The organism is Nonomuraea sp. NPDC001699 (assembly GCF_053596455.1).
In genome coordinates this window covers 87462-113592 of sequence record NZ_JBSFGF010000007.1, presented here as the reverse complement: position 1 = coordinate 113592, position 26131 = coordinate 87462, and the positions used below count along the sequence as shown (strand labels likewise).

Annotated in this window: 21 protein-coding genes; 9 read left to right on the top strand and 12 right to left on the bottom strand. The window is 73.2% G+C overall.

All coding sequences use genetic code 11. The features are described from left to right. Nucleotides 1-128: 128 nt before the first annotated feature. From ACWCSU_RS22275 to ACWCSU_RS22230, 10 genes are all read right to left on the bottom strand, one after another. A complete protein-coding gene (locus ACWCSU_RS22275) occupies nt 129-761 on the bottom strand; it encodes a polysaccharide lyase beta-sandwich domain-containing protein (RefSeq protein WP_449937147.1) in 633 nt (210 codons plus the stop codon). After that, complete coding sequence (locus ACWCSU_RS22270) at nt 752-3214, bottom strand: chondroitinase family polysaccharide lyase (protein WP_449937145.1); 2463 nt, start codon at nt 3212-3214, stop codon at nt 752-754. Before ACWCSU_RS22270 ends, ACWCSU_RS22275 begins: the two co-directional genes overlap by 10 nt. A 71-nt stretch (nt 3215-3285) precedes the next feature. Further along, nucleotides 3286-4698: an aldehyde dehydrogenase family protein gene (locus tag ACWCSU_RS22265; RefSeq protein WP_449937144.1), complete on the bottom strand. Its 1413-nt coding sequence runs from the start codon at nt 4696-4698 to the stop codon at nt 3286-3288. Beyond that, nucleotides 4695-5840 carry a P1 family peptidase gene (locus tag ACWCSU_RS22260; protein ID WP_357706581.1) on the bottom strand — a complete coding sequence of 382 codons (1146 nt, stop codon included), beginning with the start codon at nt 5838-5840 and terminating at the stop codon, nt 4695-4697. The genes ACWCSU_RS22265 and ACWCSU_RS22260 overlap by 4 nt, the downstream gene beginning before the upstream one ends. Further along, complete coding sequence (locus ACWCSU_RS22255; protein ID WP_357706583.1) at nt 5840-7021, bottom strand: M20 family metallopeptidase; 1182 nt, start codon at nt 7019-7021, stop codon at nt 5840-5842. Before ACWCSU_RS22255 ends, ACWCSU_RS22260 begins: the two co-directional genes overlap by 1 nt. Then, nucleotides 7018-7902, bottom strand: coding sequence for an ATP-binding cassette domain-containing protein (locus ACWCSU_RS22250; protein ID WP_449937141.1), 885 nt, complete (start codon nt 7900-7902; stop codon nt 7018-7020). The genes ACWCSU_RS22255 and ACWCSU_RS22250 overlap by 4 nt, the downstream gene beginning before the upstream one ends. Beyond that, nucleotides 7871-8785: an ABC transporter ATP-binding protein gene (locus ACWCSU_RS22245; protein WP_357706587.1), complete on the bottom strand. Its 915-nt coding sequence runs from the start codon at nt 8783-8785 to the stop codon at nt 7871-7873. The genes ACWCSU_RS22250 and ACWCSU_RS22245 overlap by 32 nt, the downstream gene beginning before the upstream one ends. Beyond that, on the bottom strand, nt 8772-9605 hold the full coding sequence (locus tag ACWCSU_RS22240; protein WP_357706590.1) for an ABC transporter permease: 834 nt from the start codon (nt 9603-9605) through the stop codon (nt 8772-8774). Before ACWCSU_RS22240 ends, ACWCSU_RS22245 begins: the two co-directional genes overlap by 14 nt. Further along, entirely contained in the window at nt 9602-10540 is a 939-nt protein-coding gene (locus ACWCSU_RS22235) for an ABC transporter permease (RefSeq protein WP_449937139.1), read from the bottom strand. The genes ACWCSU_RS22240 and ACWCSU_RS22235 overlap by 4 nt, the downstream gene beginning before the upstream one ends. Beyond that, nucleotides 10537-12036 (bottom strand): ABC transporter substrate-binding protein, encoded by a 1500-nt coding sequence (locus tag ACWCSU_RS22230; RefSeq protein ID WP_364103231.1) that lies wholly within the window; start codon nt 12034-12036, stop codon nt 10537-10539. The genes ACWCSU_RS22235 and ACWCSU_RS22230 overlap by 4 nt, the downstream gene beginning before the upstream one ends. 88 nt (nt 12037-12124) lie before the next feature. On the opposite strand from ACWCSU_RS22230, the gene ACWCSU_RS22225 reads away from it, so the two are divergent. The 7 genes from ACWCSU_RS22225 (at nt 12125) to ACWCSU_RS22195 (ending at nt 20926) form a co-directional block, all read left to right on the top strand. Further along, nucleotides 12125-12874 carry a FadR/GntR family transcriptional regulator gene (locus ACWCSU_RS22225; protein ID WP_449937136.1) on the top strand — a complete coding sequence of 250 codons (750 nt, stop codon included), beginning with the start codon at nt 12125-12127 and terminating at the stop codon, nt 12872-12874. Between the two features lie 29 nt (nt 12875-12903). After that, nucleotides 12904-13866 carry an adenylate/guanylate cyclase domain-containing protein gene (locus ACWCSU_RS22220; protein WP_357706599.1) on the top strand — a complete coding sequence of 321 codons (963 nt, stop codon included), beginning with the start codon at nt 12904-12906 and terminating at the stop codon, nt 13864-13866. Between the two features lie 27 nt (nt 13867-13893). Further along, entirely contained in the window at nt 13894-14370 is a 477-nt protein-coding gene (locus ACWCSU_RS22215) for a SigE family RNA polymerase sigma factor (protein WP_189645413.1), read from the top strand. Next, nucleotides 14367-15389, top strand: coding sequence for a hypothetical protein (locus tag ACWCSU_RS22210; RefSeq protein ID WP_449937134.1), 1023 nt, complete (start codon nt 14367-14369; stop codon nt 15387-15389). Before ACWCSU_RS22215 ends, ACWCSU_RS22210 begins: the two co-directional genes overlap by 4 nt. A gap of 10 nt (nt 15390-15399) precedes the next feature. Next, nucleotides 15400-16158 (top strand): aminotransferase class IV, encoded by a 759-nt coding sequence (locus ACWCSU_RS22205; RefSeq protein WP_449937133.1) that lies wholly within the window; start codon nt 15400-15402, stop codon nt 16156-16158. A gap of 1008 nt (nt 16159-17166) precedes the next feature. After that, nucleotides 17167-19326: a hypothetical protein gene (locus tag ACWCSU_RS22200; protein WP_357706608.1), complete on the top strand. Its 2160-nt coding sequence runs from the start codon at nt 17167-17169 to the stop codon at nt 19324-19326. 88 nt (nt 19327-19414) lie between these two features. Then, complete coding sequence (locus ACWCSU_RS22195; protein WP_449937131.1) at nt 19415-20926, top strand: acyl-CoA synthetase; 1512 nt, start codon at nt 19415-19417, stop codon at nt 20924-20926. A 21-nt stretch (nt 20927-20947) separates the two neighbouring features. Here the strand turns inward: ACWCSU_RS22195 and ACWCSU_RS22190 are convergent, their stop codons facing one another. Next, the gene (locus ACWCSU_RS22190; RefSeq protein ID WP_449937129.1) at nt 20948-22609 is read right to left on the bottom strand and encodes a benzoate-CoA ligase family protein; all 1662 of its coding nucleotides are present in this window, start codon (nt 22607-22609) and stop codon (nt 20948-20950) included. A gap of 42 nt (nt 22610-22651) precedes the next feature. Next, entirely contained in the window at nt 22652-23590 is a 939-nt protein-coding gene (locus ACWCSU_RS22185) for a LysR family transcriptional regulator (RefSeq protein WP_364103208.1), read from the bottom strand. A 64-nt stretch (nt 23591-23654) separates the two neighbouring features. Here ACWCSU_RS22185 and ACWCSU_RS22180 point away from each other — a divergent pair, with 64 nt between their 5' ends. After that, nucleotides 23655-24827 (top strand): MFS transporter, encoded by a 1173-nt coding sequence (locus ACWCSU_RS22180; RefSeq protein ID WP_449937128.1) that lies wholly within the window; start codon nt 23655-23657, stop codon nt 24825-24827. Nucleotides 24828-24928: 101 nt separating this feature from the next. Continuing rightward, on the top strand, nt 24929-26122 hold the full coding sequence (locus tag ACWCSU_RS22175) for a S8 family peptidase (RefSeq protein ID WP_357711145.1): 1194 nt from the start codon (nt 24929-24931) through the stop codon (nt 26120-26122). Nucleotides 26123-26131 lie beyond the last annotated feature (9 nt).

The window sequence follows — 26131 nt, the reverse complement described above, 5'->3', positions numbered from 1 at the left end:
CGTCCGTCGAGCGGCGTGACTCATCGCGTCCGTTGGGCGGCGTGAAGCGGCCCGTGGTCGGGACGTGTGGCGTCCCGGCCACGGGTGGTGAGCGCCCGGGCGGGGGCGGCCCCCCGCCTCCGTCCGGGTCAGGTCGCGGGTTCCAGCCGCACCTGCACCGGCTGCCCGTGCACGGTCTCGAACTCCAGGACCGTGCGCGGCCCGGTGATCCTGGCCCGGCACGGCAGGCCGGCATCGACCCGCCATCGCCCGTCCAGGGTCACCCGCATCCGGTGCGGGTGGCTGGGGCTCGCCAGCCAGGGCCGCGACCACGGGCTGTAGTGCCCGACGTAGCGGCCCTTCTCGTACTGGTCGTGGTCGATCCCGCCGTAGAGGCGCAGGTCCGGATCGCAAACCGCGAGGACCAGCGTCTCGCCCTCCGTCCGGACGAGCAGCATCGAAGGCGTGTCGACCTCGCGTACCGGACCTTCCAGGCTGGTGCGCTCGAACACCGCGTACCCGGTGATGCCGGTCTCGCGGTCCCGGACGACGTGGGCGGCCGTGTCGGCGCGCAGCACCTGGTACGGAGCCCGCGCGGCGTCCCCCATCGCGGCGGCGAAGCCGGCCATCCGCTCGGCCGTGGCGTTCACGACCATCGCGTACTCGTACGTCCCGTTCCGAGGGGCGGTGCCGTGCCTGATCCAGGCCGTGGCGAAGTCTCCGCCGGTGGGCTCTTCCGTGGCGTTGTTGCGGGAGGTCTGGGCCGAGCGGGTCAGGGCCACCTTCTGCCCGGCGGCCAGGTAATAGCCGATGCCCTTTCGTCCAGCAGCCAGCGCGGCCCGCCGTCGAGCGCCTGGTGGGGGAAGGCGGTGACCGGCGTGCCGTCCACCACGGTGGGCGCTGTCCTGTTCGGGAGCCGGGTCTGGAAGAGCGTGGTCTCGGTCTCGTCCGCGGTGTCGTCGTTGGTGATGCCGGTGCCCAGGGCCACGACGCGGTCGTCGAACAGGAACACCGACTTGCGGGCCCGGTGGGTGCCGTCGTACTTGGGGTGTCCGTGCAGGTCCATGGCGAACAGGGCGTTGCGTCCGTCGATGGTGCAGGCTCCGGCGAAACGGGAGTCGGTGAGGAGCATCTCCTCGATCGCCCCGGTCAGGTCGCCCTTGAGCTGTTCGAGCGGTTTGTGGATGACTGTGGTGCCGGGGCGGCGGTTCCAGTCCCAGCCGGGCTGGGCGTAGCCGCTGTCCTGGTTGGTGACGGGGTTTCCGCGGTGCAGGACCTGGATCTGGCCGTAGGTGTTGTAGCGGCCGTACCAGTTGGCGCCGACGTAGATCTCGGTGCTCCACAGGTAGCGGTTGTGGCCGCGTACCGTGATCTGCCATTCGTCGCGGCGGTGGACGGCGAGCGCGGCGTAGTTGAGCGCCCAGGCGCCGGTCGGAGCCGGTTCCGCGACGATGCCGCGCGCGGCGAGCCGGGCCGCGAGCTCCTTCTGCCGCTCGGTCGGGCTGCCGGGCAGCAGGCGCAGGAAAGCGCCGGCGATCTCATCGTCGATCGGGGCAAGCCACTCGAACGGGACGATCGACAGCGCGGTCGTGCCGCCGGGGTTGCGGCCGCTGATCGAGATCGGCCAGTGGTTCTTGTTGGCGTAGACGCGCTGTGCGAGCAGCGCCTTGCGCAGCCACCCGTACGCCTCCTCCGAGATCGCGAACGAGCCGCCGTGCAGCACGTAGACCAGCGGCGCGAGCCCGGCGAAGCCGTCGCGGACGTAGTCGGGGAAGAAGCCGACGTGGTGGAAGGCGGTGCCGTCCACCTTGATGCCGTCCTGGATGCCGTCGGTGGGCAGGAGGGTGGCGTTCAGCCAGTCGCGCAGCGCCCGCAGGTACGCCACCTGCCCGGCCTCGTCGTCGCGCAGCAGCACGGCCGCCAGCATGCCGCGGACCGTGGTGTTGTACAGGTCCATCATGCTGCCCCGGGCCATCCGGAAGCCGAAACCGCGGAAGATCCGGCCGAGTCCGCTCAGCCATTCCAGGTCCGCTCGTACCCGCTGCAACTCCCCCGCCTCGCGCAGGGCGTCCCGCATGAGGTAGACGGAGTCGTAGAAGCCGCGGACGTCGTAGCCGAGGTGGTGGATGGTGCCCTGGCAACTTCCCTTCGTCCAGCCCTGTTCCCGCAGGTGGGCGACCAGGCGCAGGTAGAGCGCGGCCAGCGCCGGACGGTCGGCGGGGGCGGCCTGGTGGGCCTGGGCGATCGTCTTCATCAGGTCGGTGCAGGCGCGCAGCGTGACCGGGTTCACGAACGCCTTGAGCTCGGCGGCGATCCCGGCCGGGTAGATCTGCGACTGGTAGGCGTGCGTGGGACGGCCCTCCAGGGCGGCCACCTGGGCCGTCAGCCCCGGCAGGTCCGGCTTGACCTGGGCGATCAGGTACTCGTCGTGGTAGCGGGTGTGCAGGGCGCGCAGCGAGGCCAGCTCGCCGGCGGACGGGGGCGAGGCGTCGGGCCTGACGGTCTCCAGGAGCCGGTCGAAGCGGTGGAGCGCCTGCCAGTGCTGATTGTCGTACTCGTCGCCCTCGGGGGCGATGTCCGGGAGCTGGTGGTCGCGGCAGGGGGCGTCGGGGCGCAGCGGCACGTTGAGCATGAGCTGGTCGAGGTGCAGGGTCCCGGCCCTGCGGGGCGCGACGATCCGCAGGGTGTCCATGTCGGGGTGCGGCCAGCCGTGCATGTCGTAGGCGTACCGCACCCACGCCGTACGCCACCCGCTGAACCCGAGCCGGAACTCGAACCACAGGTCGGTGCGCTCACCCCGGCCGAACTCGAACCTGAGCACGTCGTCCACCGGCTCGGCGTTGTGCACCCACACGCAGAACGCGTCCACCAGCCCCTGCCACGCCTGGTCGTCGCCGAGCCGGTAGGGGTCGGGCGCCCACCGCAGCGGCGCGCGCACGGTGATCACGTCGCGGCTCGCGTGCTCCCACCGCAGCGACCTCGTCCCGCACACGGCGACCCGGTCGCTGATCGACAACGTGGAGCCGGTCCCGGCGGCGAAGTGCGGCGGGACGGCGCTCTCCAGCAGGAACACCGGCGGGTCCATCGCCATGGCCCGCTGCTCCAGCGCCTCGCCGGTCATCCCCTCGCCGACCGGCCCGTCCGCCGCGGACGCGGCCGCCATCGGGCCGCCGGCCGTCAGGAAAGCGCTTGCCGCACCTGCCTTGAACACCGCTCTGCGCGTGATCTCCACCATGCGCGCCATACAACGCGACCGATGCCAGAACGTAAAGACATTCCGTCAAACTGTTACTCGCGTCCCGGCCGTCAGGGGCGGATGATCGCCATTCTGGTCACCGTCAGTTCCTCGATGGCGAACCTCGGGCCCTCGCGGCCGGTGCCCGAGTCCTTGACGCCGCCGTACGGCATGTTGTCGGCCCGGAAGCCGGGCACCTCGTTCACCACCACGCCGCCGGCCTCGATGCGGTCTATGGCGGTGAAGGCGGTGGCCAGCGAGCGGGTGAAGACGGAGGCGTGCAGGCCGTAGCGGGAGCGGTTGACGGCCTCGAAGGCGGCGTCGAGGCCGGGCACCGCGCGTACGCACACCACCGGGCCGAAGATCTCCTCGTCCCAGGCCGCGGCGCCGTCGGGCACGCCGGAGAGCACCGTCGGCGCGATCGCCCGGCCCTCCCGCACCCCGCCGGCGACCACCTCGGCGCCCGAGGCGATGATCCACTCCAGGACGCGGTCCGTGGCGGCGGCGTCGATCAGCGGGGCCACGCGGGTCTCGGGCAGGCGCGGGTCGCCGACGGTGACGTCCTTGACGCGGGCGGCCAGCAGCGCCAGGAACTCCGCCCGTACGGGCTCCTCCACCAGCACCCGCTGCACCGCGATGCACGCCTGGCCGGAGGCGTAGTAGCCGCCGCGCACGACGGCGTCGGCGGCGGCCTCCAGATCGGCGTCGGCGGCGACCACGAGGGCGGCGTTGGAGCCGAGTTCGAGCAGCACCTTGGTGGGGGCGGCGGCACGGGCGATGGCGTGCCCGGCGGCGGCCGAGCCGGTGAAGGAGACCGCGCCGATCCGCCGGTCCTCGACCAGCGTGCGGCCGACCTCGACGTCCCCGGTGACGAGCTGCACCCCGGCGGGCGGCAGGCCGCCCTCGCGGAGCAGGTGCACCAGCCGGAGCGTGGCCAGGGGTGTCGCCGGGGCGGGCTTGACGATCACCGGGCAACCCGCCGCGACCGCCGGGGCGATCTTGTGGGCGGCCAGGAGCAGCGGGTAGTTGAAGCCGGTGATCCCGACGACGACGCCGATCGGCCGCCGCGTCCAGAACCCGACCAGCCCCTCCCCCGACGGCAGCAGGTCCAGCGGGACGGTCTCGCCGTGCAGCCGGGCGACCTCCTCGGCGGCCGTGGCGAGGGTGACGAGCGTCCTGGCCACCTCGACCCGGCAGTCGACCAGCGGCTTGCCGGTCTCCAGGACGAGCAGCCGCTCGAACTCCTCGCGGCGGGCGGCGAGCGCGTCGTGCGCCGTCATGAGCGCGGCGCGGCGGGCGTGCGAGGGCAGCGCGGCCATGGCGGGCGCGACGGCCAGCGCGGCCTCCAGGGCGCGGACGGCGTGGGCGGGGGTGCCCAGCGGGGCGCGGGCCACCACAGAGCCGTCGTAGGGGAAGACCACGTCGGTGGCGTCTTCGGTGGTGACCCATCCGTCGCCGATGGGCAGGCCGTCCGGCCAGGTCATCTGTCTCCCCCCAGAGCGCTCGGGAACACGTCGAGGTACGCCGGTGCGCCCTCGCGGCCGGTGGCGGCGAGCATGGCGTGGGCCACCGCCCGGCTGAAGACGTCGGCCGCGGCGGCCAGGACGTCCTGGAGGCCGTCCGGGCCGGGGGCCGGGCGGGCGCAGGTGGCCAGGCCGAAGACGGTGTCGCCGTCGACCATGGTGTGGGCCGGCCGGATGGCTCTGGCCAGGCCGTCGTGGGCCACCCCGGCCAGCTTGCCGCACTGGGCCTTGGTGAGGGTGAGGTCGGTGGCCACCACGCCGATGGTGGTGTTGAACGAGGTCACCTTGTCCGGACGCCACGCCCCGGCCTCGGCGGGGTCCGGCGCGCTGAGGTGGCCGAACTCGCCGGGCAGTCCGTAGCGGACGCCGGCCAGGGTGGCGCCCGCGGGGTCGAGGACGGATCCGGCGGCGTTGACGACGGCCAGGGCGGCCACGGTGACGCCGTCGGGCAGGACGGCGCTGGCGGTCCCGGCCCCGCCGGCCAGGCCGCCCGCCATCGCCCCGGCGCCGGCGCCGATGGAGCCGCCGGCCGTGGGGGGCGCGGTCGCGTACGGAGCGGCGCCGCCGTCGCCCGTCCCCCGGGAGAAGGAGGCGGACGCGGTGCGCGGGGACGGATCGTCCGCGGCGGGCCGGGGCAGGGGGAAGACCGGAGGGGCGAGGCGGGCGGCGTCGTAGGCGGCGGCGCCGAGGGCCGCGTCGGGGGTGGCGCGGAAGTCGCCGCCACGCCCGAGGTCGTAGATGACGGCCGCCGGAACGATGGGCACCACCCCGCCCGCCACCGGGAACCCGATGCCCGCGTCGGCCAGCCGTTCCATCACCCCGCACGCCGCGCTCAGCCCGTACGCGCTGCCGCCCGACAGCACGACGGCGTGCACGCGCTCGACCAGGTTGCGCGGGTCGAGCAGCTCGGTCTCGCGGGTGCCGGGAGCGGCGCCGCGCACGTCGACGCCGGCCACCACGCCGTCCGGAGGGGCCAGCACCACGGTCGTGCCCGTCCGGTAGCCGCCGCCCACCCGATGCGCGTGCCCGACGCGCAGCCCGGCCACGTCCACCAGGGAGTTCGTCGCCCCGGGACGCATCCCGGGTGCGGGCTCGGCGAGCATCAGAAGTCCCGGTGCAGGAAGCGCCGCGCCGCCTCGGCGAACACCCGGGTGCACCGGACGATCTCCGCGACCTCGACGTACTCGTCCGCCTGGTGGGCGATCCACTTGCCGCCGGGGCCGTACACGACCGAGGGGATGCCGCCCCAGTGGGTGAGCACGGTCCCGTCCGTCGAGCCGGGCACGCCACCGTAGACCGGCTCCTCCCCCGTCACCGCGCGGTGGGCCGCCGCCAGCGCGGCCACCACCGGGTCGGTCACCGGCACGTCCACCGGCGGCCGGTCCACCAGGACCGACACCGACGCCTCGATCCCGTCGGAGGCGGCGGCGAGGGCGGCCACCCGGTCGGCCACGACCTTGTGCTCCAGCCCGGGGACCGTCCGCACGTCGACGAAGACGGACGCGGTGGCGGGGATGACGTTGACCTGCTCCTCGCTGCCCGCCCGGACCACGGTCGGGGTCACGTACACCTCGCCGAGGTGCTCGTGGGCCGGATGCCGTTCCTGGAGCTCCCGCTGGAGGGAGCTCAGGGCGACCAGCAGCGTGCCGGCCGCCTGGACCGGGTTGCGGCCGTGCTGCGGCATCGCGCCGTGGGCCATCTTGCCGGTGAGGTCGACCCGCAGCCGCAGCGCGCCCTTGGCCACCGCGCAGATCTCCCCGGCCTCGGGCTCGGCGACGATCGCGCCGTCCACGCCGGCGGCCAGCCCGGAGGCGACGAAGTGGTGGGCGCCGATCATCAGGCCCTCCTCGTCGGCCAGCGCGCACACCTTGATCCGCCCGGGGAACGGGCCGGCGAGCTGGAGGGCGCGGGTGGCGTAGAGGGTGGCGGCCAGGCCGGACTTCATGTCGGCGCTGCCCCGGCCCCACAGCCGCCCGTCGCGGATCTCGCCGCCGAACGGGTCGACGGTCCAGGTGGACAGGTCGCCCTCGGTGACGACGTCGGTGTGGCCCTCGAACATCAGCGTCGGCCCGTCGCCGCCGCCGCCCTCGACCACCGCGACGACGTTGGGGCGTCCGGGGGCGGCCTCGCTCACGACGGGGTCCCAGCCCCACTCGCGCATCCTGGCCTCGACCAGCGCGGCGGCGGGCCGCTCGGTGCGCCCGCGCGCGGGGTCGTTGGTGCTGGGGATGCGCACCAGGGCCTGCGTGAACTCCACGACTCCCCGCTCGTCGACGTCGATCACAACAATCCCTCCAGGGTCGGTACGGCCTGCAGCAGGTCACGCGTGTAGGGGTGGCGCGGCGCGGCCCAGACGTCGTCCACCGGGCCGGTCTCGACGATCTCGCCGCCGCTCATGACGGCCACGGTCTCGCACACGTGCCGCACCACCGACAGGTCGTGCGAGACGAACACGAGCGTCAGGCCCAGCTCGTCCACCAGGTCGGCGAGCAGGTTGAGGATCTGGCCGCGGACGGACACGTCCAGGGCGCTGACGGGCTCGTCGGCGACCAGCACCTTCGGCCGGGGCGCGAGCGCGCGGGCGATGGCGATGCGCTGCCGCTGCCCGCCGGAGAACTGGTGGGGGTAGCGGTCGGCGGCCGAGGCGGGCAGGCCGACCTCCTCCAGCAGCTCGGGCACCCGCGTGCCGACCGGCAGGCCGAGCGCGACCAGCGGCTCGGCCACCAGGTCGCGCACGCGCATGCGCGGGTCGAGTGAGCTCATCGGGTCCTGGAAGACGATCTGGAGGTTCTCCCGCAGGAAGCGCAGCCGCCGCTCCGGCAGGCCGGTGATCTCCCGTCCGTCGAAGGCGACGGACCCGGAGGTGGGCCGGTCGAGGCCGCACAGCAGGCGCAGCAGCGTGGACTTGCCGGAGCCGGACTCGCCGACGATGCCGAACCGCTCGCCGCGGCGGACCGTCAGCGACACCTCGCGCAGCGCGTGGACGGGCGCGCCCGGCCTGGTGAGCGAGGTGCGCGGGCGGTGGTAGACGCGGGTGAGCCGGCGGGCCTCGATCAGCGGCCCGTCCGGCGGCTCGATCGGCGGCTCGATCGGCGGCTCGATCGGCGGCCCAGTCGGCGGCCCAGTCGGCGGCTCAGTCGGCGGGGTGCCAGCATGCGTGGGCATGGCCGTCTCCTGTCAGCGCCGGCGGGGTCTCGCACCGCGGGGTGGCGTGCGGGCAGCGGTTGCGGAACACGCAACCCTCGGGGAAGGCGCCCGCGGGCGGCACGCTGCCCTTGATGGTGGGGAGCCTGGTGCCGCGCGGGGTGAGCCGGGAGGCGGCCAGCAGGCCCTCGGTGTAGCGGTGGCGGGGGCGAGTGAAGACCTCGCGGATGGGCCCGGTCTCGACGACGCGGCCGCCGTACAGGACGATCACCCGCTCGCAGACGGAGGCCACGACCGCCAGGTCGTGCGTGATGAACAGCAGCGCGGGGGCGACCTCGGCGATCAGCTCCAGCATCTGCCTCTGCACGGTGACGTCGAGCGCGGTGGTGGGCTCGTCGCAGATGAGCAGCCCAGGCTCGTTGGCCAGGGCGATGGCGAGCATGACGCGCTGCCGCTGGCCGCCGGAGAGCTGGTGGGGGTAGGCGCGGGCGATCTGTCCGGGTTCGGGGAGCCGGACGCGTTCCAGGAGGACGAGCGCGCGCCGCCCGGCCTCGGCGCGGGGGACGCCGTGCAGGGTCATGACCTCGGCGACCTGGGCGCCGACGCGCATGAGCGGGTTGAGCGCGGTCATCGGCTCCTGGAAGACCATCGACAGCTCGCGTCCGCGCAGGTCCTTCAGCCGCTTCTCGGGTACGCCGACCAGGTCGCGCCCGCCGAGCCTGGCCACGCCGGAGGCGGTGACGCCCTCGGGCAGCAGGCCCATGAGCGACAGCGCGGTCAGCGACTTGCCGGACCCGGACTCGCCGATCAGCCCGACCCGCTCGCCCGGCCCGATCGCGAACGACACGTCGTGCACGAGCCCCACCCCGCCGGCCCGTACGGACAGCCCTTCAACGCTCAGCACGGATCCTCCTGAGCTTGGGGTCGAGGTGGTCGCGCAGGCCGTCGCCGAGCAGGTTGAACCCGAGGACGGCGAGCGCGATCGCCAGGCCCGGCCAGAGCGCCAGGCGCGGGGTGGAGAAGAGCAGTTCCTGGGACTCCTGCAACATCCGCCCCCACGACGGGGTCGGCGGCCGGGTGCCGAACCCGAGGAACGACAGCGCCGCCTCGGCCAGGATCGCGATCGCGAACGACACCGAGGCCTGCACGATCAGCACGGACGCGATGTTCGGCAGCACGTGCCGTACGGCGATCGCGCCCCGGCGGCGGCCGGCGGCGCGGGCGGCCAGGATGTAGTCGGTCACCATGACCTGGAGCGTCGCGGCGCGGGCCACCCGCGCGAACGCGGGCACGGTGGCCACCCCGATCGCGATCATGGCGGTGAGCGTGCCGGCCCCGTAGACCGCGCCCAGCATGACGGCCAGCAGCAGCGCCGGGAAGGCGAACACGAGGTCGTTGACCCGCATGATCAGCTCCGACAGCCAGCCGCGCGGCGTCATCCCGGCGACCACGCCGAGCGGCACGCCGAGCACGGCGGCGATGCCGACGGCCACCACGCCGACGTAGAGGGTGGTGCGCGCGCCGACCATGAGCTGGCTGAGGGTGTCGCGGCCGAACTTGTCGGCGCCCAGCAGGTAGCCGCCGCCCGGGTCGCGCAGCTTGCGGGCGGCGTCGACGAGGGTGGGGTCGTGCGGCGTCCAGACGAACGAGGCCAGCGCGGCCACCGTCACCAGCCCGACCAGCACGCCGCCGGTCAGCAGCGCGGCGTTCACCCGGCCCGTCATCGCAGCCTCGGGTCGAGCAGGCGGTAGGCGACGTCCACCACGAAGTTGATCAGCAGGACCGCGGCCACCAGCACCATCACCACACCCTGGACGAGCAGCAGGTCGCGCCCGGCGACGCCGTTGAGCAGGAGGTCGCCGAGCCCGGGCAGGACGAAGACGCGCTCGACCACGACCGCCCCGATCAGCAGGGTGGCCAGTTGCAGGCCGAGCACGGTGACCACGGGGATCGAGGCGTTGCGCAGGCCGTGCCGCCACAGGGCGCCGGTGCTGCCGCGGCCCTTGGCGCGGGCGGTGCGCAGGTAGTCCTCGCGCATGACGTCGAGCACGGCGCTGCGCACGTAACGGGTGAGCACGGCCCCCTGGACGAGCCCGAGCGACAACCACGGCAGCAGCAGCGAGCGCAGCCACTCCTGGGGGCTGTCGGAGATCGGGACGTACCCGCCGGAGGGCAGCGCCTGCGCCTTCACCGCGAACACGAACACCAGCAGGATGCCCGCGAGGAAGGCGGGGACGGCGATGCCGAGCTGGCTGACCGCGCTGACGGCCGCGCCGAGCGGGTTGCGGTGGTGCACGGCGGCGAACGTGCCGAGCGGCACCGCGACGGCGAGCGCCAGCACCATGCCGCCGAGCACCAGCACGGCCGTCACGCCGAGCCGTTCGCCGATCTGCGGGCCGATCGGCGCGCTGGTGACGTAGGAGACGCCGAAGTCGCCGTGGGCCAGGCCGCCGATCCAGTCGAGGAACTGTGCGGCGGGCGGGCGGTCGGTGCCGAACTGCCGGCGCAGCGCGGCGACCGCGTCGGGGGTGGCGTTGACGCCGAGCGCGATCTCGGCCGGGTCGCCGGGCAGCAGCGCCATGAACGCGAACACCGCGACGGCGGCGACGGCGGCGCTCACGATCAGCACCGCCAGCCGTTTGAGCAGGTAGAGCGTCACTGCTTGGCGAGCCCGGTGAAGTCGAAGGACTCCGCGATGGCGTTCTTCGGCAGCCCGGTGACGCCCTTCTTCGCCACGATCAGGTTGGGGAACAGGAACAGCCAGTCGGCGGCGGCGTCGTCCGAGAGCAGCTTGGCGGCCTTCTTGAGGTCGTCGGTCTGCTGCTGTTCGGTGCCGGCGTCGGCGGAGGCGAGGAGTTTGCCGAACTCGGGATTGTCATAGTGGAAGTAATACGATTTATCGGCAAAAATCCCCATGTCGCGGGGCTCGACGTGGTTGATGATGGAAAGGTCATAGTCGCCCTGCTTGAACACCACGTCCAGCCAGCGGGCCGGGAACTCCAGCGGCTCGATGTCGGCCGTGATGCCCACCTGGGCGAGCTGCGACTTCACGACCTGCGCGCTCGCCACCGCGTACGGCAGGTTGGGGATGCGCATCTTGACCGTCAGCGCCTTGCCGCCCAGCAGTTCCTTGGCCTTGGCCGGGTCGTAGGGGTAGTCGCCGGTGCGGTCCTCGTACCAGGGGTCGGTGGGCGGCACCATCGAGCCGATGAGCTGGCCGCGGCCGGCCCACGCGGTGTCCAGCAGCGCCTTGTGGTCGATCGCGTACCGGACCGCCTGGCGGGCCTTGACGTCGTCGAACGGCGGCCGGGCGTTGTTCATCGACAGCACGACCTCGCCGTTGGTGGTGCCCTCGACCGTCTGGAAGCGGTTCGGGTCGGCGAACTGCTGCAGCGACTCGGGCGCCTGCACGGCGGAGATGACGTCGATGCCGCCGGTCAGCAGCGCGTTGTTCATCGCCGTGGCGTCCTTGAAGTACTTGAGCGTGATCGCCGACAGGGCCGGCTTGGCGCCCCAGTAGGAGGGGTTGGCGGCGAGCTGGATCGACTCGCCGCGCTTCCACGCCCCCAGCGTGTACGGCCCGGTGCCGACGGGCTTGTTGGCCAGGTCGGCCACGCCGGTGCGGCTGAACATGGCGCCGAGGCGGGTGGCCAGGGCGTAGAGGAAGCCGTTGCTCGGCCGCTTGAGCGTGACGACGGCGGTGGAGTCGTCGGTCTTTTCCACCTTGTCGATGACGTCGAGCTGGGACTTGATCTTGAGCTTCCAGTCGGTGCCGACCCGGCCGAGCGAGAACACCACGTCGTCGGCCGTGAACGGCGCGCCGCCGCTGAACGTGACGCCCTTGCGCAGGGTGAAGGTGTAGGTCTTCCGGTCGTCGGAGACCGTCCACCTCTCGGCGAGCAGCGGCTTGATCGAACCGTCCTGGTCGAGCTTGACCAGGCCCTCGTAGACGTTGACCAGCAACGCCTGCGGGATGGCCGCGCCCTCGGTGGCGGTGAAGTCGAGGTTGGCCGGCTCGGCCACGAACCCGACGGACAGGGACTGCGCCTTGGGGGCGCCTCCGGTGCCGGAACCTCCCGAGCCGGAACCGCCGCCACAGGCGGCTGTGACCAGCAGGAGACCGCCCACGGCGATCCAGATTCCGATTCGCCTCATGTCTTACAGCCTCCTGGCTAGTGCACTGGTCTGACCAGTAGGCTACGCACATTGCCAGTCCGCGACGGCCCGGGTCAAGGGGGCTCCCATGGGTGCACGGTTCGAGCCGGTGCGCGCCGTACGCGCCTACGAACGGGTCGTGGAACAGGTCGAGGAGGCCATCGAGAGCGGGGCCCTGGGCCCCGGTGCGCGGCTGCCCAGCGAGCGCGAGCTGATGGTGCAGTTCTCGGTGGGGCGCTCCACGATCCGGGAGGCGCTGCGCGTGCTCCAGGCGCGCGGCCTGGTGCGTTCCCGGCCGGGCGATCCCAACGGCGCGGAGGTGCTGCCGTTCTCCCCCGCCGCCTTACACAAGTCGATGACCACCCTGGCACGGGTGGCCGAGCTGTCACTGGCCGAGCTGGTGCAGTTCAGGATGGTGCTCGACGCCTCGGCCGTGCTGCTGGCCGCGCGGCTGCGCACCGAGGAGCAGCTCGCGCAGATGGAGACGGCCATCGCCGGCATGCGCGCCGCCGTGTCCTCCGATCACGACGCCTTCAGCGCCGCCGACGTGGCCTTCCACGACGTGATCGTGGCGGCCAGCGGCAACACGCTGATCCAGGTCTGCACCGACGTCGTGCGCTCGGTCGTGCTGGGGCTGATCTCCGGGAAGATCGCCGACGCGCCCGACCGCGGGTCGCTGATGCGGCGGAGCATCCGGCATCACGAGGAGGTGCTGGCCGCCGTACGGGCCGGCGACGGGGCCTCGGCCGCGCGCCTGCTCCGCCGGTCCATGTACGACTACTACGCCGTCCACCTGCCCGAGGCCGAGCGGCCCGCCCTGCGCGCCCTCCTGGAGTGACGCCCGCCACAGGGTGTTATGTTGCACGCGTGTCACGCGAGGACGCGGACGGGGTGGCGGAGGCGTTCCTGCGCGCACCGCGCCGCTACACCAGCCACCAGGTGGCCCACATGGCCGGGGTCCCGGTCTACCGCGCGCGCCGGCTGTGGCGGGCGCTCGGGTTCGCCAACGTGGCCGACGACGCGGTCGAGTTCACCGACTCCGACGTCGAGGCGCTGCGCACCATGCTCGCGATGGTCAGCTCCGGCGCCTACGACGAGGAGCACATGCTGCTGATGGCCCGCTCGATCGGCCGGGCCACGGCCCGGCTCGCCGAGTCGCAGGCCGAGCTGGGCGCCGAGGCGCTCGACCAGGCGGGCGTGCCGCTGGCCGAGCGTCCGCGGGCCTGGCGGCGGCGGGCCGAGCGGGTGGTGCCCGACCTGGCGCGGCTGCTGGTCTACGCCTGGCAGCGCCAGCTCGCCGCCGCCGCCGGACGCCTGGCCGACCAGGACATGAGCGCCGTGCGCATGGCGGTGGGGTTCGCCGACCTGGTGGCCTTCACCCGGCTCAGCAGGCAGATCACGGCGACCGAGCTGGCCAGGCTGGTCGACAGGTTCGAGGGCCGCTCGGCCGACGTCGTGACGTCCTCGGGCGGGCGGGTGGTCAAGACGCTCGGCGACTCGGTGCTGTTCGTGGCCGACAAGGCGCACGTGGCGGCCGAGATCGCGCTGCGCCTGGTGGAGACCCATCGCGGCAGGGACATGCCCGAGCTGCGGGTGGGTCTGGCCGCCGGCCCGGTGATCTGGCGCATGGGCGACGTGTTCGGCACCACCGTCAACCTGGCCAGCCGGCTCACCGCGTTGTCCCTGCCGGGAACGATCCTGGCCGACCCCGAGATGGCCGAGGAGCTGGAGGGCGACCGGGCCTTCCGGCTGCGCGCGGTCGACCGGCTGTCGGTGCGCGGGCTGGGCGAGCTGGCGCCGTTCACGATCATGCGCGCCGGGGCAACCTGACGTCGCCGACGATGCGTCAGTACCGGTGTGCCTGACAGAAAGCTCTTCCACGACTTCGTGGCCTCCCGGTCCGAGCGGTTGCTGCGGACCGCGTACCTGCTGACCCATGACTGGGGGACGGCCGAGGACCTGCTGCAGGAGTCCCTGGCCAAGGCGTGGTTCGCCTGGCCGCGCATCGACGAGCCCGAGGCGTACGTGCGGCGCGTGCTCGTGACGACGTACACGTCGTGGTGGCGGCGGCGCTGGCGGACGGAGCTGCCGAGCGACGCCCTGCCCGAGAAGGGCGCCAAGGCCGACCGGCACGGGCCCGACGAGCTGTGGGAGGCGGTGGGCAGGCTGCCCGCCAGGCAACGCGCGGTGATCGTGCTGCGTTTCTACGAGGACCTGACGGTGCAGGAGGTGGCGCGGATCCTCGGGTGCCAGGACGGGACGGTCAAGAGCCAGACCGCCAAGGCGCTGGCCAAGCTGCGCGTGGACGAGTCGATCGTGAAGGAGTACCGATGAGCGTGCAGGACCTGCGTGACGTGCTGCGGGAGCGGGCCGAGGGTCCCGCCCCGGCGAACCCGGCCCGCCCCGAGCACATCCGCCGCCGCGTGCGCCGGACCCGGCGGCGCAGGGGCCTGACGGCCGCCGCCGCGGCGGTGGTGGCGGCCGTGACCGTGTTCTCCCTGCTGCCGGGGGACGCCGCCCCCCCGCAAGAGGCGGCGACCCCGGCCGTCAAGGCGGCGCGCGAGCTGCCGGAACGGTTCGCCGCCCACGACGGCACCGGCTACCGGCGGCTGGCCACGGCGACGATCAGGACGGAGGGGACGACGAAGGCGTCGGTCACGATCCCGGTCTCGGGCAAGCCGCTGGACGTGGCCGCGCTGTGCGAGGGCGGCCCCAGGGCCCGTCCGCCGGCGATCTCTGTGACCGGTGGCGACGTCGCGCCCTTCCAGTCCCTCTCCTCGTGCCCGAAGGACATGGAGCTGGTCCCGCTCGTCGTGCCCGGCGGGGCCGGCCGGATCACGGTCACGTTCGACACGGCCACCAAGGGCTGGGGGTGCGTCCGCGAGGGCAAGGACGGGCCGTGCGTGCCCCAGAAACCCGACGAGGCGGTCTGGAGCCTGGCCGTCTACGAATGGACCCCGCCCGGCCGGCCGGTCGAGCCCGGGCCGCTGAAGCCGTTCCCCAAGCGGCTGGCGGGCTGGGACCTGGCCGGCGCCACCCGGCAACTGGTGTGGCCTCAGGCCAGGACGTTCACGGTCACGGCCCGGGGCGACGGCGGCCGGATCGGCATCGAGGCGCTCTGCGCCGGTGACCTGGCCCGGCGGATGTGGTTCAGGTACCTGATCGAGGGCGGGGAGGGCGGCGAGGTGACCTCGACCTGCGGCCAGTGGGAGAGCGGCCCGTATCCGATGGCGATGAACGAGTTCTCCGTCCCCGCGGGCAAGCCGGTGAAGGTCACCGTCAGAGCGGGCATCTGGGGCCCGGACAGCAACCGCCCGGTCCGCTGGTCCGTGGCCGTCTACCGCAAGGGGTAACGTCGCTTCCGTGATCGTACGAGCGGTGGTCGAGGGCAGGGCGGTCGACGCCGACGCGCGCTTCGCGCTGGAGGCCCGCTACGGGCACTTCACCGCCATGCAGGTCAGGGGCCGGCGCACCCGCGGCCTGGCCCTGCACCTGGAACGGCTGGCGGCGGCCAACCTGGAGCTGTTCGGCGCCCGGCTCGACACCGCGGCGGTGCTCGCCTCGGTGCGGGCGGTGCTCGGCGACGACCTGCGCGACGCGGGTGTACGCGTCTACGTCGTCGAGCACGACGGCCGCCCGCACGTGGTGGCCACCGCGGCCCCGCCCACCGAGGTCGCCACGCGCCCGCAGCGCGTCACGGCCGTCGCGTTCCAGCGTTACCTGCCGCACATCAAGAAGGCGGCCGGGTTCGCCCAGGCGCACATCCGGCGCGCCGCCGAGCCGCTGGGCTTCGACGAGGCGCTGCTGACCACCGGCGACGGCCTGATCAGCGAGGGCGCGATCACGAACGTCGGCTGCTTCTCCGGCGGCCGCCTGCTGTGGCCGGATGCGCCCATGCTGCACGGCACGGCCATGGGCCTGCTGGAGGGCATGGACGTGCCCCAGGAGCGCCGCCCGCTGAGGGTCGCCGACCTGCCGGGCTTCGACCTGGTGTTCCTGTGCAACTCCCACGGCGTGGTCCCGGTCGGCGAGGTCGACGGCGTCCCGCTGCGCCAGGACGCCGGTACGCTGGCCCGGCTGCTCGCCTTCTACGACGCCACCCCGTGGGACCCGCTGGACTGATCCCGGGCGTGACCGCCCCGACAATGCCGACGAGGTGGCGCCATGGCGATGCTCCGCAGGCGATGGCGCAAGAATCGCAACGGCCGTTCCCGCTCTTTGCGGCGGGAAACAAAGGCCCCGGCATCAAACGACGCCGGGGCCTTGATGCGAAAAGCTACGAACGTGACCTACGGGGCATTGCAGTATTGATCACATATGGCGCCTGTATCGCTGCAGGATCCGATGCGCCAGCCCCTCAAGAGGCACTTGCTCGCGTCCGCCGTGCCGCTTGCCGCACAGGGCCCCTCATAGGTGGCACCGCCGGAGATGGAGACCATGCACGTTCTGCTCTGAAGATCGAACACGAAACTGTAGGGGCCGTACGTCTTCCACTCGCCGCCGCCGGTCGCACTTGCCGCCGGAGTCACGGCTGAGAGAGTGGCACCCGGGGCTCACCCGCCGGTGCTGGGGTAGAAGTCGTCCTTGGCGGCTGCCGGGCCGGCGGTCAGGGCGAGTCCGGGTGCGGTCAGTTTGATCATCGTCTTGGGCATGCTGTCACCTCTCGTCACTCTTGATGGGTGATCTCCGGTCCGGTGTCCGGGGCGGACACAAGTCCAGTGCACAACGCGAGGTCGCCGCCCGTCCCCCTGTTCCGGCCTGGACAGGAACCGGCAGTTCACAGCCCCGCCCAGGTCAGCGGCTGCATCGGCACGGACCGCCGATTGTCCGACAGCCCTTTTCGCCAGTTCAGACAATCGGTGGCGGGCCTGCCTTCGATCGCGCTCGCGCCGGGTGCGTCGATCGCCGCGTGGTGGGGGTCTCCGGGGCCGAGGAGGTGCTGGTCACGATGAACGCCTACGACCCGGACCGGCGGCTGGAGACGTGCCGGCGGCCGGCCGTCCTGATCTGATCACCAAATCCGCCGTGGTTTGTTGGCAAATGCCCCTATTGCGCGCGTCAAACGGGTTCCGGTAATTACCGGATGTCACCCCTGTTCCATCCGGGCAACACCCATACCTAGGGGGTTCAATGGCGCGCACCCGAATCATCGGAATCGCTGCCGCACTTCTCTTACTGCCCACGCTCGCCGCGATACCCGCGTCGGCCGAAACCACGCAGGCGGCCGCCGCGACCGCGTCGCCGCCGAGCGACGTCAAGGAGCTCACCCGCAAGGACTTCACCCTGGACGGCAAGCCCGTCAAGGTCCCCGCGAAGTACGAGGCCCGCGCCACGGCCAAGGCCGCCGCCGAGACGCCGCCGGTCGGCACCGTACGGCAGTGGCTGGCCACGGACGACTACAACGGCCGCCTGTACCGCAAGGACTACACGCTGCGCGGCGTCGGGGACAAGATCGAGGTCTGGGTCGCCAACGACCTGGCCTTCCCGGCCGGTGACTGCCGCATGCAGGTGCCCGGGACCACGGAGATCACCGACGCGCAGGTCACGAACCTGGTGCAGCAGTTCGACACGAACATGTTCCCGAAGGAGACCGCGACCTTCAGCACGCCGCCGGACCGGGACGGCACGAACGCCGTGCTCGGCCCCGACGCCAACGGCAACGGCGGCGTCTACACCGGCGCCGGCGACCGCACGGTGACGCTGATCGACAACGTCCGGGACGACAACTACTACACCTTCCCGGCCGCGACCACGTACATCGCGGGCTTCTTCTCCTCCCAGTACAACGAGCTGCTCGACCGCAACGTGATGACGATCGACGCGTTCGACTGGCTGCACAGGACCGGTGCGAACCCGCCGGACAACCCGACCTCCGACGTGTGCACCTCGCGCTCGGCCCGGCCCTTCCAGTACGAGGGCGTCTTCGCCCACGAGTGGCAGCACCTGCTGCACTACTACACCGACCCGCTCGAGACCACCTGGATGAACGAGGGCCTGTCGGACTTCGCGATCTCGGTGACGGGTTACGGCAACCCCAAGGCGACGGTGTTCGAGAAGGGCTTCGACAACCACATCAACTGCTTCCAGGGCTTCGGCATCGTCCAGACGCCGTACAACCCGAACCCGCGCAACTGCGGCGGCCCGCAGAACTCGCTCAACCTGTGGGGCGACGGCGGCAACCCGGACGCGGTGCTGGCCGACTACGGCAACGCGTACTCGTTCATGTTGTTCCTGTACGACCGGTACGGCGCGGACTTCCTGTCCAAGCTGCACCGTGACGGCGCCCTCCAGGGCCTGGCCAGCGTCAAGGCCGCGCTCGGGACGACGAACCTGTACCAGGTGATCCACGACTACCAGACCATGGTCCTGGTGGACAAGGTCGTCGGGAGCCGCGGCGTGGTGCTGGGCGTGCCGAAGAAGCGGGTGACGACCGCGAGCCTGAACTCGACGGTCAACCTCGCCAACCCGGCCGCGTACAACACCCCGGGGGCGGCCCCGAACGGCGCCGACTACGTGCAGATCCGCAAGCCCGGCGGCGCGGCGCCGACCTCGCTGTCGTTCCAGGGCGCCAAGACGCTGCCGCCGATCCCGCTGGCCTGGACCGTCGTCTCCGACGATCCCGACCGTGCGGGCAACCCGGTGCTGTGGTCGGGCAACTCCAGCAACCTCAACGTCGCCGCGGTCACCAAGGTGACGGTCCCGGCCGCCGACCCGACGCTGCGCTTCCTCGCCAAGTACGGCGCGGAGTCCGGCTTCGACTACGGCTACGTGATCGTCTCCGCGGACGGCGGCAAGACCTACACCGCGATCACCGGTGACAGGACGGTGGCCGGCCCGCTCGGCCCGGCCGTCAACGGCACCACCACCGGGTTCGAGCCGCACTCCTACAGCCTGTCCGCCTACGCGGGCAAGGAGATCCTCGTCGGCTTCCAGTACGTCAGCGACGGCGGGGTCAACGAGGGCGGCTGGAAGGTCGACGACGTCACGGTGGGCGGCACGGCGGTGAGCGACGGCGCCAGCCTGGAGCCGTTCGACTCCCCGACCGAGATCTCCCCGACGCCGGTCAGCAACTGGAACGTGCGCCTGGTCGGTCTGGACGAGCGGCACTCGGTGGTGCTGCAGGCCCAGTTCGACGGCAAGGGCTCGATCAGCCTCAACCGGCTGCAGCTCGCGCCGTTCGCGGTCTTCCCGTCGGTGGTCGCGATCGTGGCCTATGACGAGCCGACCGAGCAGGTCCAGCAGTACGCGCCGTACACGCTGAAGGTCAACGGCGTCACCCAGCCCGGGTGATCCCGAGGAGGCGTCCGCCGGGGTCTCGGCGGGCGCCTCCTTCGTCGGGTACGATCGCCGAACATCATTCGGCATGGGGGTACCCTGCATGACCACGCGCCAGCACACGATCGGTGACCTCCTGCGGCGCTCGGCCGCCAGGTTCCCCGGCAAGACCGCCGTGATCTACGGCAACATCCGCCAGAGCTATGCCGACCTCGACCTGGAGGTCAACCGCACGGCCAACGCGCTGGCGGCGCGGGGCGTGGCCAAGGGCGACCGGTTCGCCCTGTTCAGCCATAACAACCACGCGTTCGTGCTGGCCTACTTCGCGCTGGCCCGCCTGGGCGCGATCTCCGTGCCGATCAACTTCATGCTCGGGCCGCGCGAGGTGGCCTACATCCTGGAGCACTCCGGCGCGACCGGCATGCTGGTCGAGGAGGCGCTGCTGCCGGTGGCCGAGGCCGCCGCCGGGCCGGCCGTGCGGGTGCGCGGCGTGATCGGCGCGGCCGAGGGCTGGGAGTCGTTCTCCACCTGGCGCGGCGACGACGCCGAGCCCCAGGTGGAGATCGCCGCCGACGACCCGATCCAGATCATGTACACCAGCGGCACCGAGTCGCGTCCCAAGGGCGCCACCCTGTCCGGTGGGGGCCTGCTGGCCCAGTACGTGAGCTGCGTCGTCGACGGCGAGATGAGCTCCGACGACGTCGAGGTGCACGCGCTGCCCCTCTACCACTGCGCCCAGCTCCACTGCTTCCTGACGCCCGGCATCTACCTGGGCGCCACCAACCTCGTCCTGCCGGGCGCCGACCCGGCCTCGATCCTGGCCACCATCGAGGGCGAGCGGGCGACCAAGCTGTTCTGCCCGCCCACGGTGTGGATCGGCCTGCTGCGCCACCCCGACTTCGACCGCCGTGACCTGTCCTCGCTGCGCAAGGGCTACTACGGCGCCTCGATCATGCCGGTCGAGGTGCTGAAGGAGATCTCGACCCGGCTGCCGGACGTGCGCCTGTTCAACTTCTACGGCCAGACCGAGATGGCCCCGCTGGCCACCATCCTGCGGCCGGAGGAGCAGCTGACCCGGCTGGGCTCGGCCGGGCGGCCCGCGCTCAACGTCGAGACCAGGATCGTCGACGACGAGGACCGGCCGGTGGCGCCGGGCGTGGTCGGCGAGATCGTCCACCGCAGCCCGCACGCCATGCTCGGCTACTGGGACGACCCGGACAAGACCGCCGAGGCCTTCCGCGGCGGCTGGTTCCACAGCGGCGACCTGGGCGTCATGGACGCCGACGGCTACCTGTCGGTGGTCGACAGGAAGAAGGACATGATCAAGTCCGGCGGCGAGAACGTGGCCAGCCGCGAGGTGGAGGAGGTCATCTACCAGCATCCGGCGGTCGCCGAGGCGGCCGTGTTCGGCGTGCCGGACGAGCGGTGGATCGAGGCGGTGACGGCCGCCGTCGTGCTGCGCGAGGGCGCCGGGCTGACCGCCGCCGAGCTGAACGCGTTCCTGCGCGAGCGGCTGGCCTCCTTCAAGACGCCCAAGAACGTGGTGTTCGTGGACGCGCTGCCCAAGAACGCCTCCGGCAAGGTGCTCAAGCGGGAGCTGCGCGACGCCTTCTGACCCCGGAGCCGCCTCCGGGGGTCACTTGCCGAGCAGGTCGGCGGCCAGTTGCCGGAGCACCACGCGCTGGACCGTCCCCGTCGGCGTCTTCGGCAGCTCGTCCAGGACCAGCACCTCGCGCGGGCACTCGGCGTCGGCCAGTGCCTCGCGGCAGAACCCGATCAGCTCATCGGCGTCGATCGGGCGGCCGGGCGCGGGCACCACGCAGGCGACCGGCCGCTCCGGCCCGCCCGCGGCGACGTGGGCGACCACCGCGCACTCGGCGACCGAGGCGTGCTCCAGCAGCCGGGACTCCACCTCCATGGGCGACACCCGGACGCCGCCCACCCTGATCAGGTCGTCGGCGCGGCCCAGGAACCGGTAGGAGCCGTCGGCGTCGCGGGCGCAGGTGTCGCCGGTGCGCAGCCACTCGCCCTGGAACGCCTGGCGGGTGGCGGACGTGCGGCACCAGTAGCCGGTGGCGATCGAGTCGCCGCGCACGTACAGGTGGCCGGGCTCGCCGTCGGGGACGGGCGTGCCGGAGTCGTCCAGGAGGCGCAGCTCGTAGCCGGGCACGGCGGTGCCGGAGCCGGCGGGGCGCGCCTGGCCCGGGCGGCCGGAGAGGAAGATGTGCAGCGCCTCGGCCGAGCCCAGGCCGTCGACGACGTCCACGCCGAAGCGGGCGGTGAGGCGGCGGTGGAGCTCGGGGGCCAGGGTCTCGCCCGCGGAGACGGCCAGGCGGACCGAGGCGAAGGCGTCCTCCGGGGCCTGGGCGGCCAGCAGGGCGGCGTAGAACGACGGCCCGGCGAAGAACAGGGTGGGACGCTCCTCCAGCAGTCGTTCGACGACGCCGCCCGGGGTGGGCCTGGCGGGGTCGAGGATCGTGGTGGCGCCCGCGGCGAGCGGGAAGATCATGGAGTTGCCGAGCCCGTAGGCGAAGGACATCCGGGCCACCGAGAGGCACCGGTCCTCGGGGCGGAGGCCGAGTACCTGCCGCCCGTACGCCTCGTGGACGTCGCGCAGCGCGCCGTGGCGGTGCACGACCGCCTTGGGCGCGCCGGTGGTGCCGGAGGTGTGCAGCCACAGCGCGGGCGAGTCCGGGCAGGTGTCGTACGGGCCGGTCACGCCCCGCCCGGCCTCCAGCAGGTCCGACCACGGGCAGACCGGCACCCCGGTCTCGACCGCCGCCGCCTGGCCCGCTCCCGTCACAGCAGGGCCGCGCGGGAGGTTGCCGGGGCCCGGGGGGCTCGCGTCGGTGAGCACGAGCGCCACGACCTCGGGGGCCGACAGCAGCGCCTCCTGGACGGCCGGCTCGAACTCGGGCGCGGAGACCACGACCCGCGCCCGCGAGTCCCGGATCAGGTGGCCCAGCTCGGCCCCGTCGTACAGGGGGGACACCGGGACGGCGACCGCGCCCATCCGCATCACGGCCAGGATGGTGATCAGCGTCTCGGGCCGGTCGGGCAGGACGAGCAGCACGCGCTCCTCCGGCCGTACGCCCATCACCCGCAGCCCGCCGGCCAGCTCGGCGACGTGGGCGGCCAGCTGGGCGTACGTCATGGTGCCCATGGGACCGGCGACGGCGACGCGGTCACCGTGCCCGGTCTCGACCAGGCGGTCCACGAGAAAGACACTGGCGTTGAACGACTCGGCCGGCATGGTCGTCCCCATCCGCAGGCGGGCGTGCGTAGCTGAATCCTCCATACAGAATGGATGAGCCGTCAACTACTTCCGGCAGGACGGGTGTCAGCGGGGACGCAGCCCCGGCCCGACGTCGGCGGCGCCGGAACGCACGTGGTCCAGGAAGGCGCGCACGGCCGGCGTGAGCCGGGTCCCGGCGGGCCAGCACGCCCCGATCGTCCGGAACACCGGGGGCGACAGCGGGATCTGCACGACGCCCTCCGCGGCCGTCAGGCGGGGCAGCACGGCCACGCCCAGCCCGGCCGCCACCAGGCCGCGCACGGTCTCCGACTCCTGCCCCTCGAAGGCGATCCTGGGCGTGAACCCGGCCGCCGCGCACAGGTCGTCGGTGATCTGGCGGACGCCGTAGCCGTGTTCGAGCGTCACCAGCTCCTCCCCCGCCAGCTCGGCGGGCCGTACCCGGGCGCGTCCGGCGAAGCGGTGGCCGGGCGGCACGGACAGCACCAGCTCCTGGTCGGCCAGCGGATGCCCGGCCAGGCCCGGGTCGCCGTCAGGCAGGGGCGCGACGAACACCAGGTCGATCTCGCCCTCGCCCAGCGCGCGCAGCATGTCCTGGCGCGAGCCCTGCGCCAGGCTGAACCGCACGCCCGGATGGCGCTCGCGGAAGCCGCGGATGAGCGAGGGGACGAGCGTGCGGCCCAGCAGGTGCAGGAACCCGAGCACGATCCGGCCGCTGCCGGGGTCGATCTCCTCGCGCACCTCGCGGGCGGCCGACTCCATGGTGGCCAGCGCCCGGCCGGAGGCGGCGGCCAGGACGCGCCCGGCCCTGGTCAGCCGGATGCCCCGCCCGTACGGGACCACGAGGGGCGCCCCGACCAGGTCGGCGAGCGCGGCCAGGCGGCGGCTGGCGGTGGGCTGCGGCATGCCGAGCAGCTCGGCGGCCCGCGTGACGTGCCCGGTCTCCCCGACGGCGGCCAGCAGGGCGAGCGTGGGAGCCAGCCCGGCGGCCAGCCGCTCGTCCACGGACTCGTATTCATCCAGCACAGCATGAATTATTGCCCATTTCCGCATTGGACGTATTTATTAGCCTTGCTTAGCGTTTCCTGGCGTGGCGGTCATCGAAGCTCAAGAGGCTCAACGTGTCGGCACCCGGCGGGCCGGTCCGGCCGTGGCGGCGGCCGGCGTGTCCTCCTTCGCCCTGCTGTACGCCCCGCAGCCCGTCCTGCCGCAGCTCGCGGCCGCCTTCCAACTGGACCCGGGCGGCGCGTCGCTGGCCGTGGGCGTGCCCACGGCGGCGCTGGCGGTGGCCGTGCTGCCGCTGGCCGCGCTGGCGGAGGTCGTCGGGCGGCGGCGGATGATCGTGTGGTCCGTGCTGGCCTCGGCGCTCATCGGGCTGGCGCTGCCGCTGGCGCCGACGTTCCCCGTGCTGGTCGCGATGCGGGCGGCGCAGGGGGTGGCGGTCGCCGGGTTCGCGGGGGTCGGGGCGGCGTACCTGGCCGATCTGGTGGGGGCGACGCGGCTGGCCGGGGCGGTGGGCGTGATGATCGCCGGGAACTCGGTGGGCGGGATGCTGGGCCGGCTGGGCGCCGGGTTCGCCGCCGGGCCGTGGGGGTGGCGGGGGGCGCTGCTGGTGGTGGCGGGGGTGTCGCTGCTCTGCTCGGCGTACGCGGCCCGTACGCTGCCCGCTCCCCCGCCCGCCGTGCCGCCCGCCGTACGCCCTTCTGGCCGCGTGCGGATCGGGACCGGGCTGCTGGCGCCGTACGCGGTGGGCGCGCTGGGCGTCGGCGCGTTCGTCGCCCTCTACAACGCCGCCGGCTTCCGCCTGTCCGCGCCGCCGCTGTCGCTCTCCCCCGCCGTCGCCTCCCTGGTGTTCCTCTCCTACGCCCTCGGCACCGCCTCCTCGGCCGCCGCCGGCCGCCTGGCCGACCGCCTGGGACGCCGTACGGCCCTGGCCGCCGCCCTCGCCGTGACGGCCGCGGGCGCGGCGCTGACCGCGCTGGACCCCCTGGCCGCGGTCGTGGCCGGGTTCGCCGTGCTGACCGCCGGGTTCTTCGCCGCGCACGCCGTGGCCAACGCCTGGGTCGCCGCGCAGGCCCCGCCCGCCGCCCGAGGACGCGCCGCCGGGCTCTACACCCTGTGCTACTACCTCGGCAGCGGCGCCGGCGGCACGGCCGGCAGCGCCGTGTACGGCCACGCCGGATGGACCTGGCTGATCGCCCTGACCTCGGGCTGGCTGCTGCTGGCGATCGTGGCCGTGCTCGTCGCGGGCCCACGACGGTGAGGACTGTCGCGGGCCCGCGACGGTGAACACTGTTGCCAGGCGGCCCCGGCGGGAGTACGCCTGACATCACAGGGGTGGGCTACTTCCAGGAGGGGAAGACGATGGCCGACCAGTTCATCGTGTTGCGTGATCTGAGCAGGACCCGCATGGCCGCGCCGTTCGAGCCGGGCGCCGCCGCGGTCGAGACGCCGGGCGAGCCGCACGTCGAGGTCACCGGGCTCGGCAAGCGCGAGGTGGCCGACCTCGCGCGGGACCCTTCGGTGGCCGCGGTCGCCCGGCCGATGCCGACCACCGTCCCGGGCGCGCCCGAGGACGTCGACGCGCCGCCGCCGGGGCCGGAGGCCGGCGCCCAGGTCACGTGGGGGGTGCGGGCGCTGGGCGCCGACGCCTCCCCCCGTACGGGGGCGGGGACGGTGGTCGCCGTCCTGGACACCGGGATCGACGCCGCCCACCCGGCCTTCACCGGGGTGACGCTGGTGGAGCAGGACTTCACCGGGTCGGGCCTCGGGGACAAGGTCGGCCACGGCACCCACTGCGCCGGCACCGTCTTCGGCCGCCCGGTGGACGGCATGCGCATCGGCGTCGCGCCCGGCGTCGAGCGCGCGCTGATCGGCAAGGTGCTCGGCGACGACGGCAAGGGCTCGACCGCCGCGACGGTCAAGGGCCTGCTCTGGGCGCTGGGGAACGACGCCGACGTCATCACCATGTCGCTCGGCATCGACTTCCCGGCCGCCATCCGCCAGCTTGAGGATCGGGGGTTGCCGCAGTTCCTGGCGACGTCGATCGCGCTGGAGTCGTACCGGGCGACGTTGCGGCTCTACGACTCGCTGATGCGGATGATCGCGGCCAGGGCGGCGTTCGGCACGGGCACGATCGTCGTCGCGGCCACGGGCAACGCCAGCCACCGGGAGCTGCGGCCGGACTTCGAGGTCGGGCCGGAGCTGCCGTCGGCCGCCGAGGGCATGATGGCCGTGGGCGCGGTGCAGCGGCAGCCGTCCGGGCGGCTGGCGGTCGCGCGCTTCTCCAACACCTTCCCGCAGGTGTGCGCGCCTGGCGTGGACGTGGTCTCGGCCCGTACCGGAGGGGGGCTGACCAGCAAGAGCGGCACCAGCATGGCCGCCCCGCACGTGGCGGGGGCGGCGGCGCTGTGGTGGCAGGAGCTGCGGGCGCGCAGCGACGGCGCGCGGGCCGCGGCCGTCACCGGGCGGTTGCTGCTGACCGCGGCGACGGACGTGTTCGTCCCGGACGCCGACGCCGAGGACCTGGGCGCGGGCCTGGTCCAGGCGCCGCGCTGAGAGCGGGAA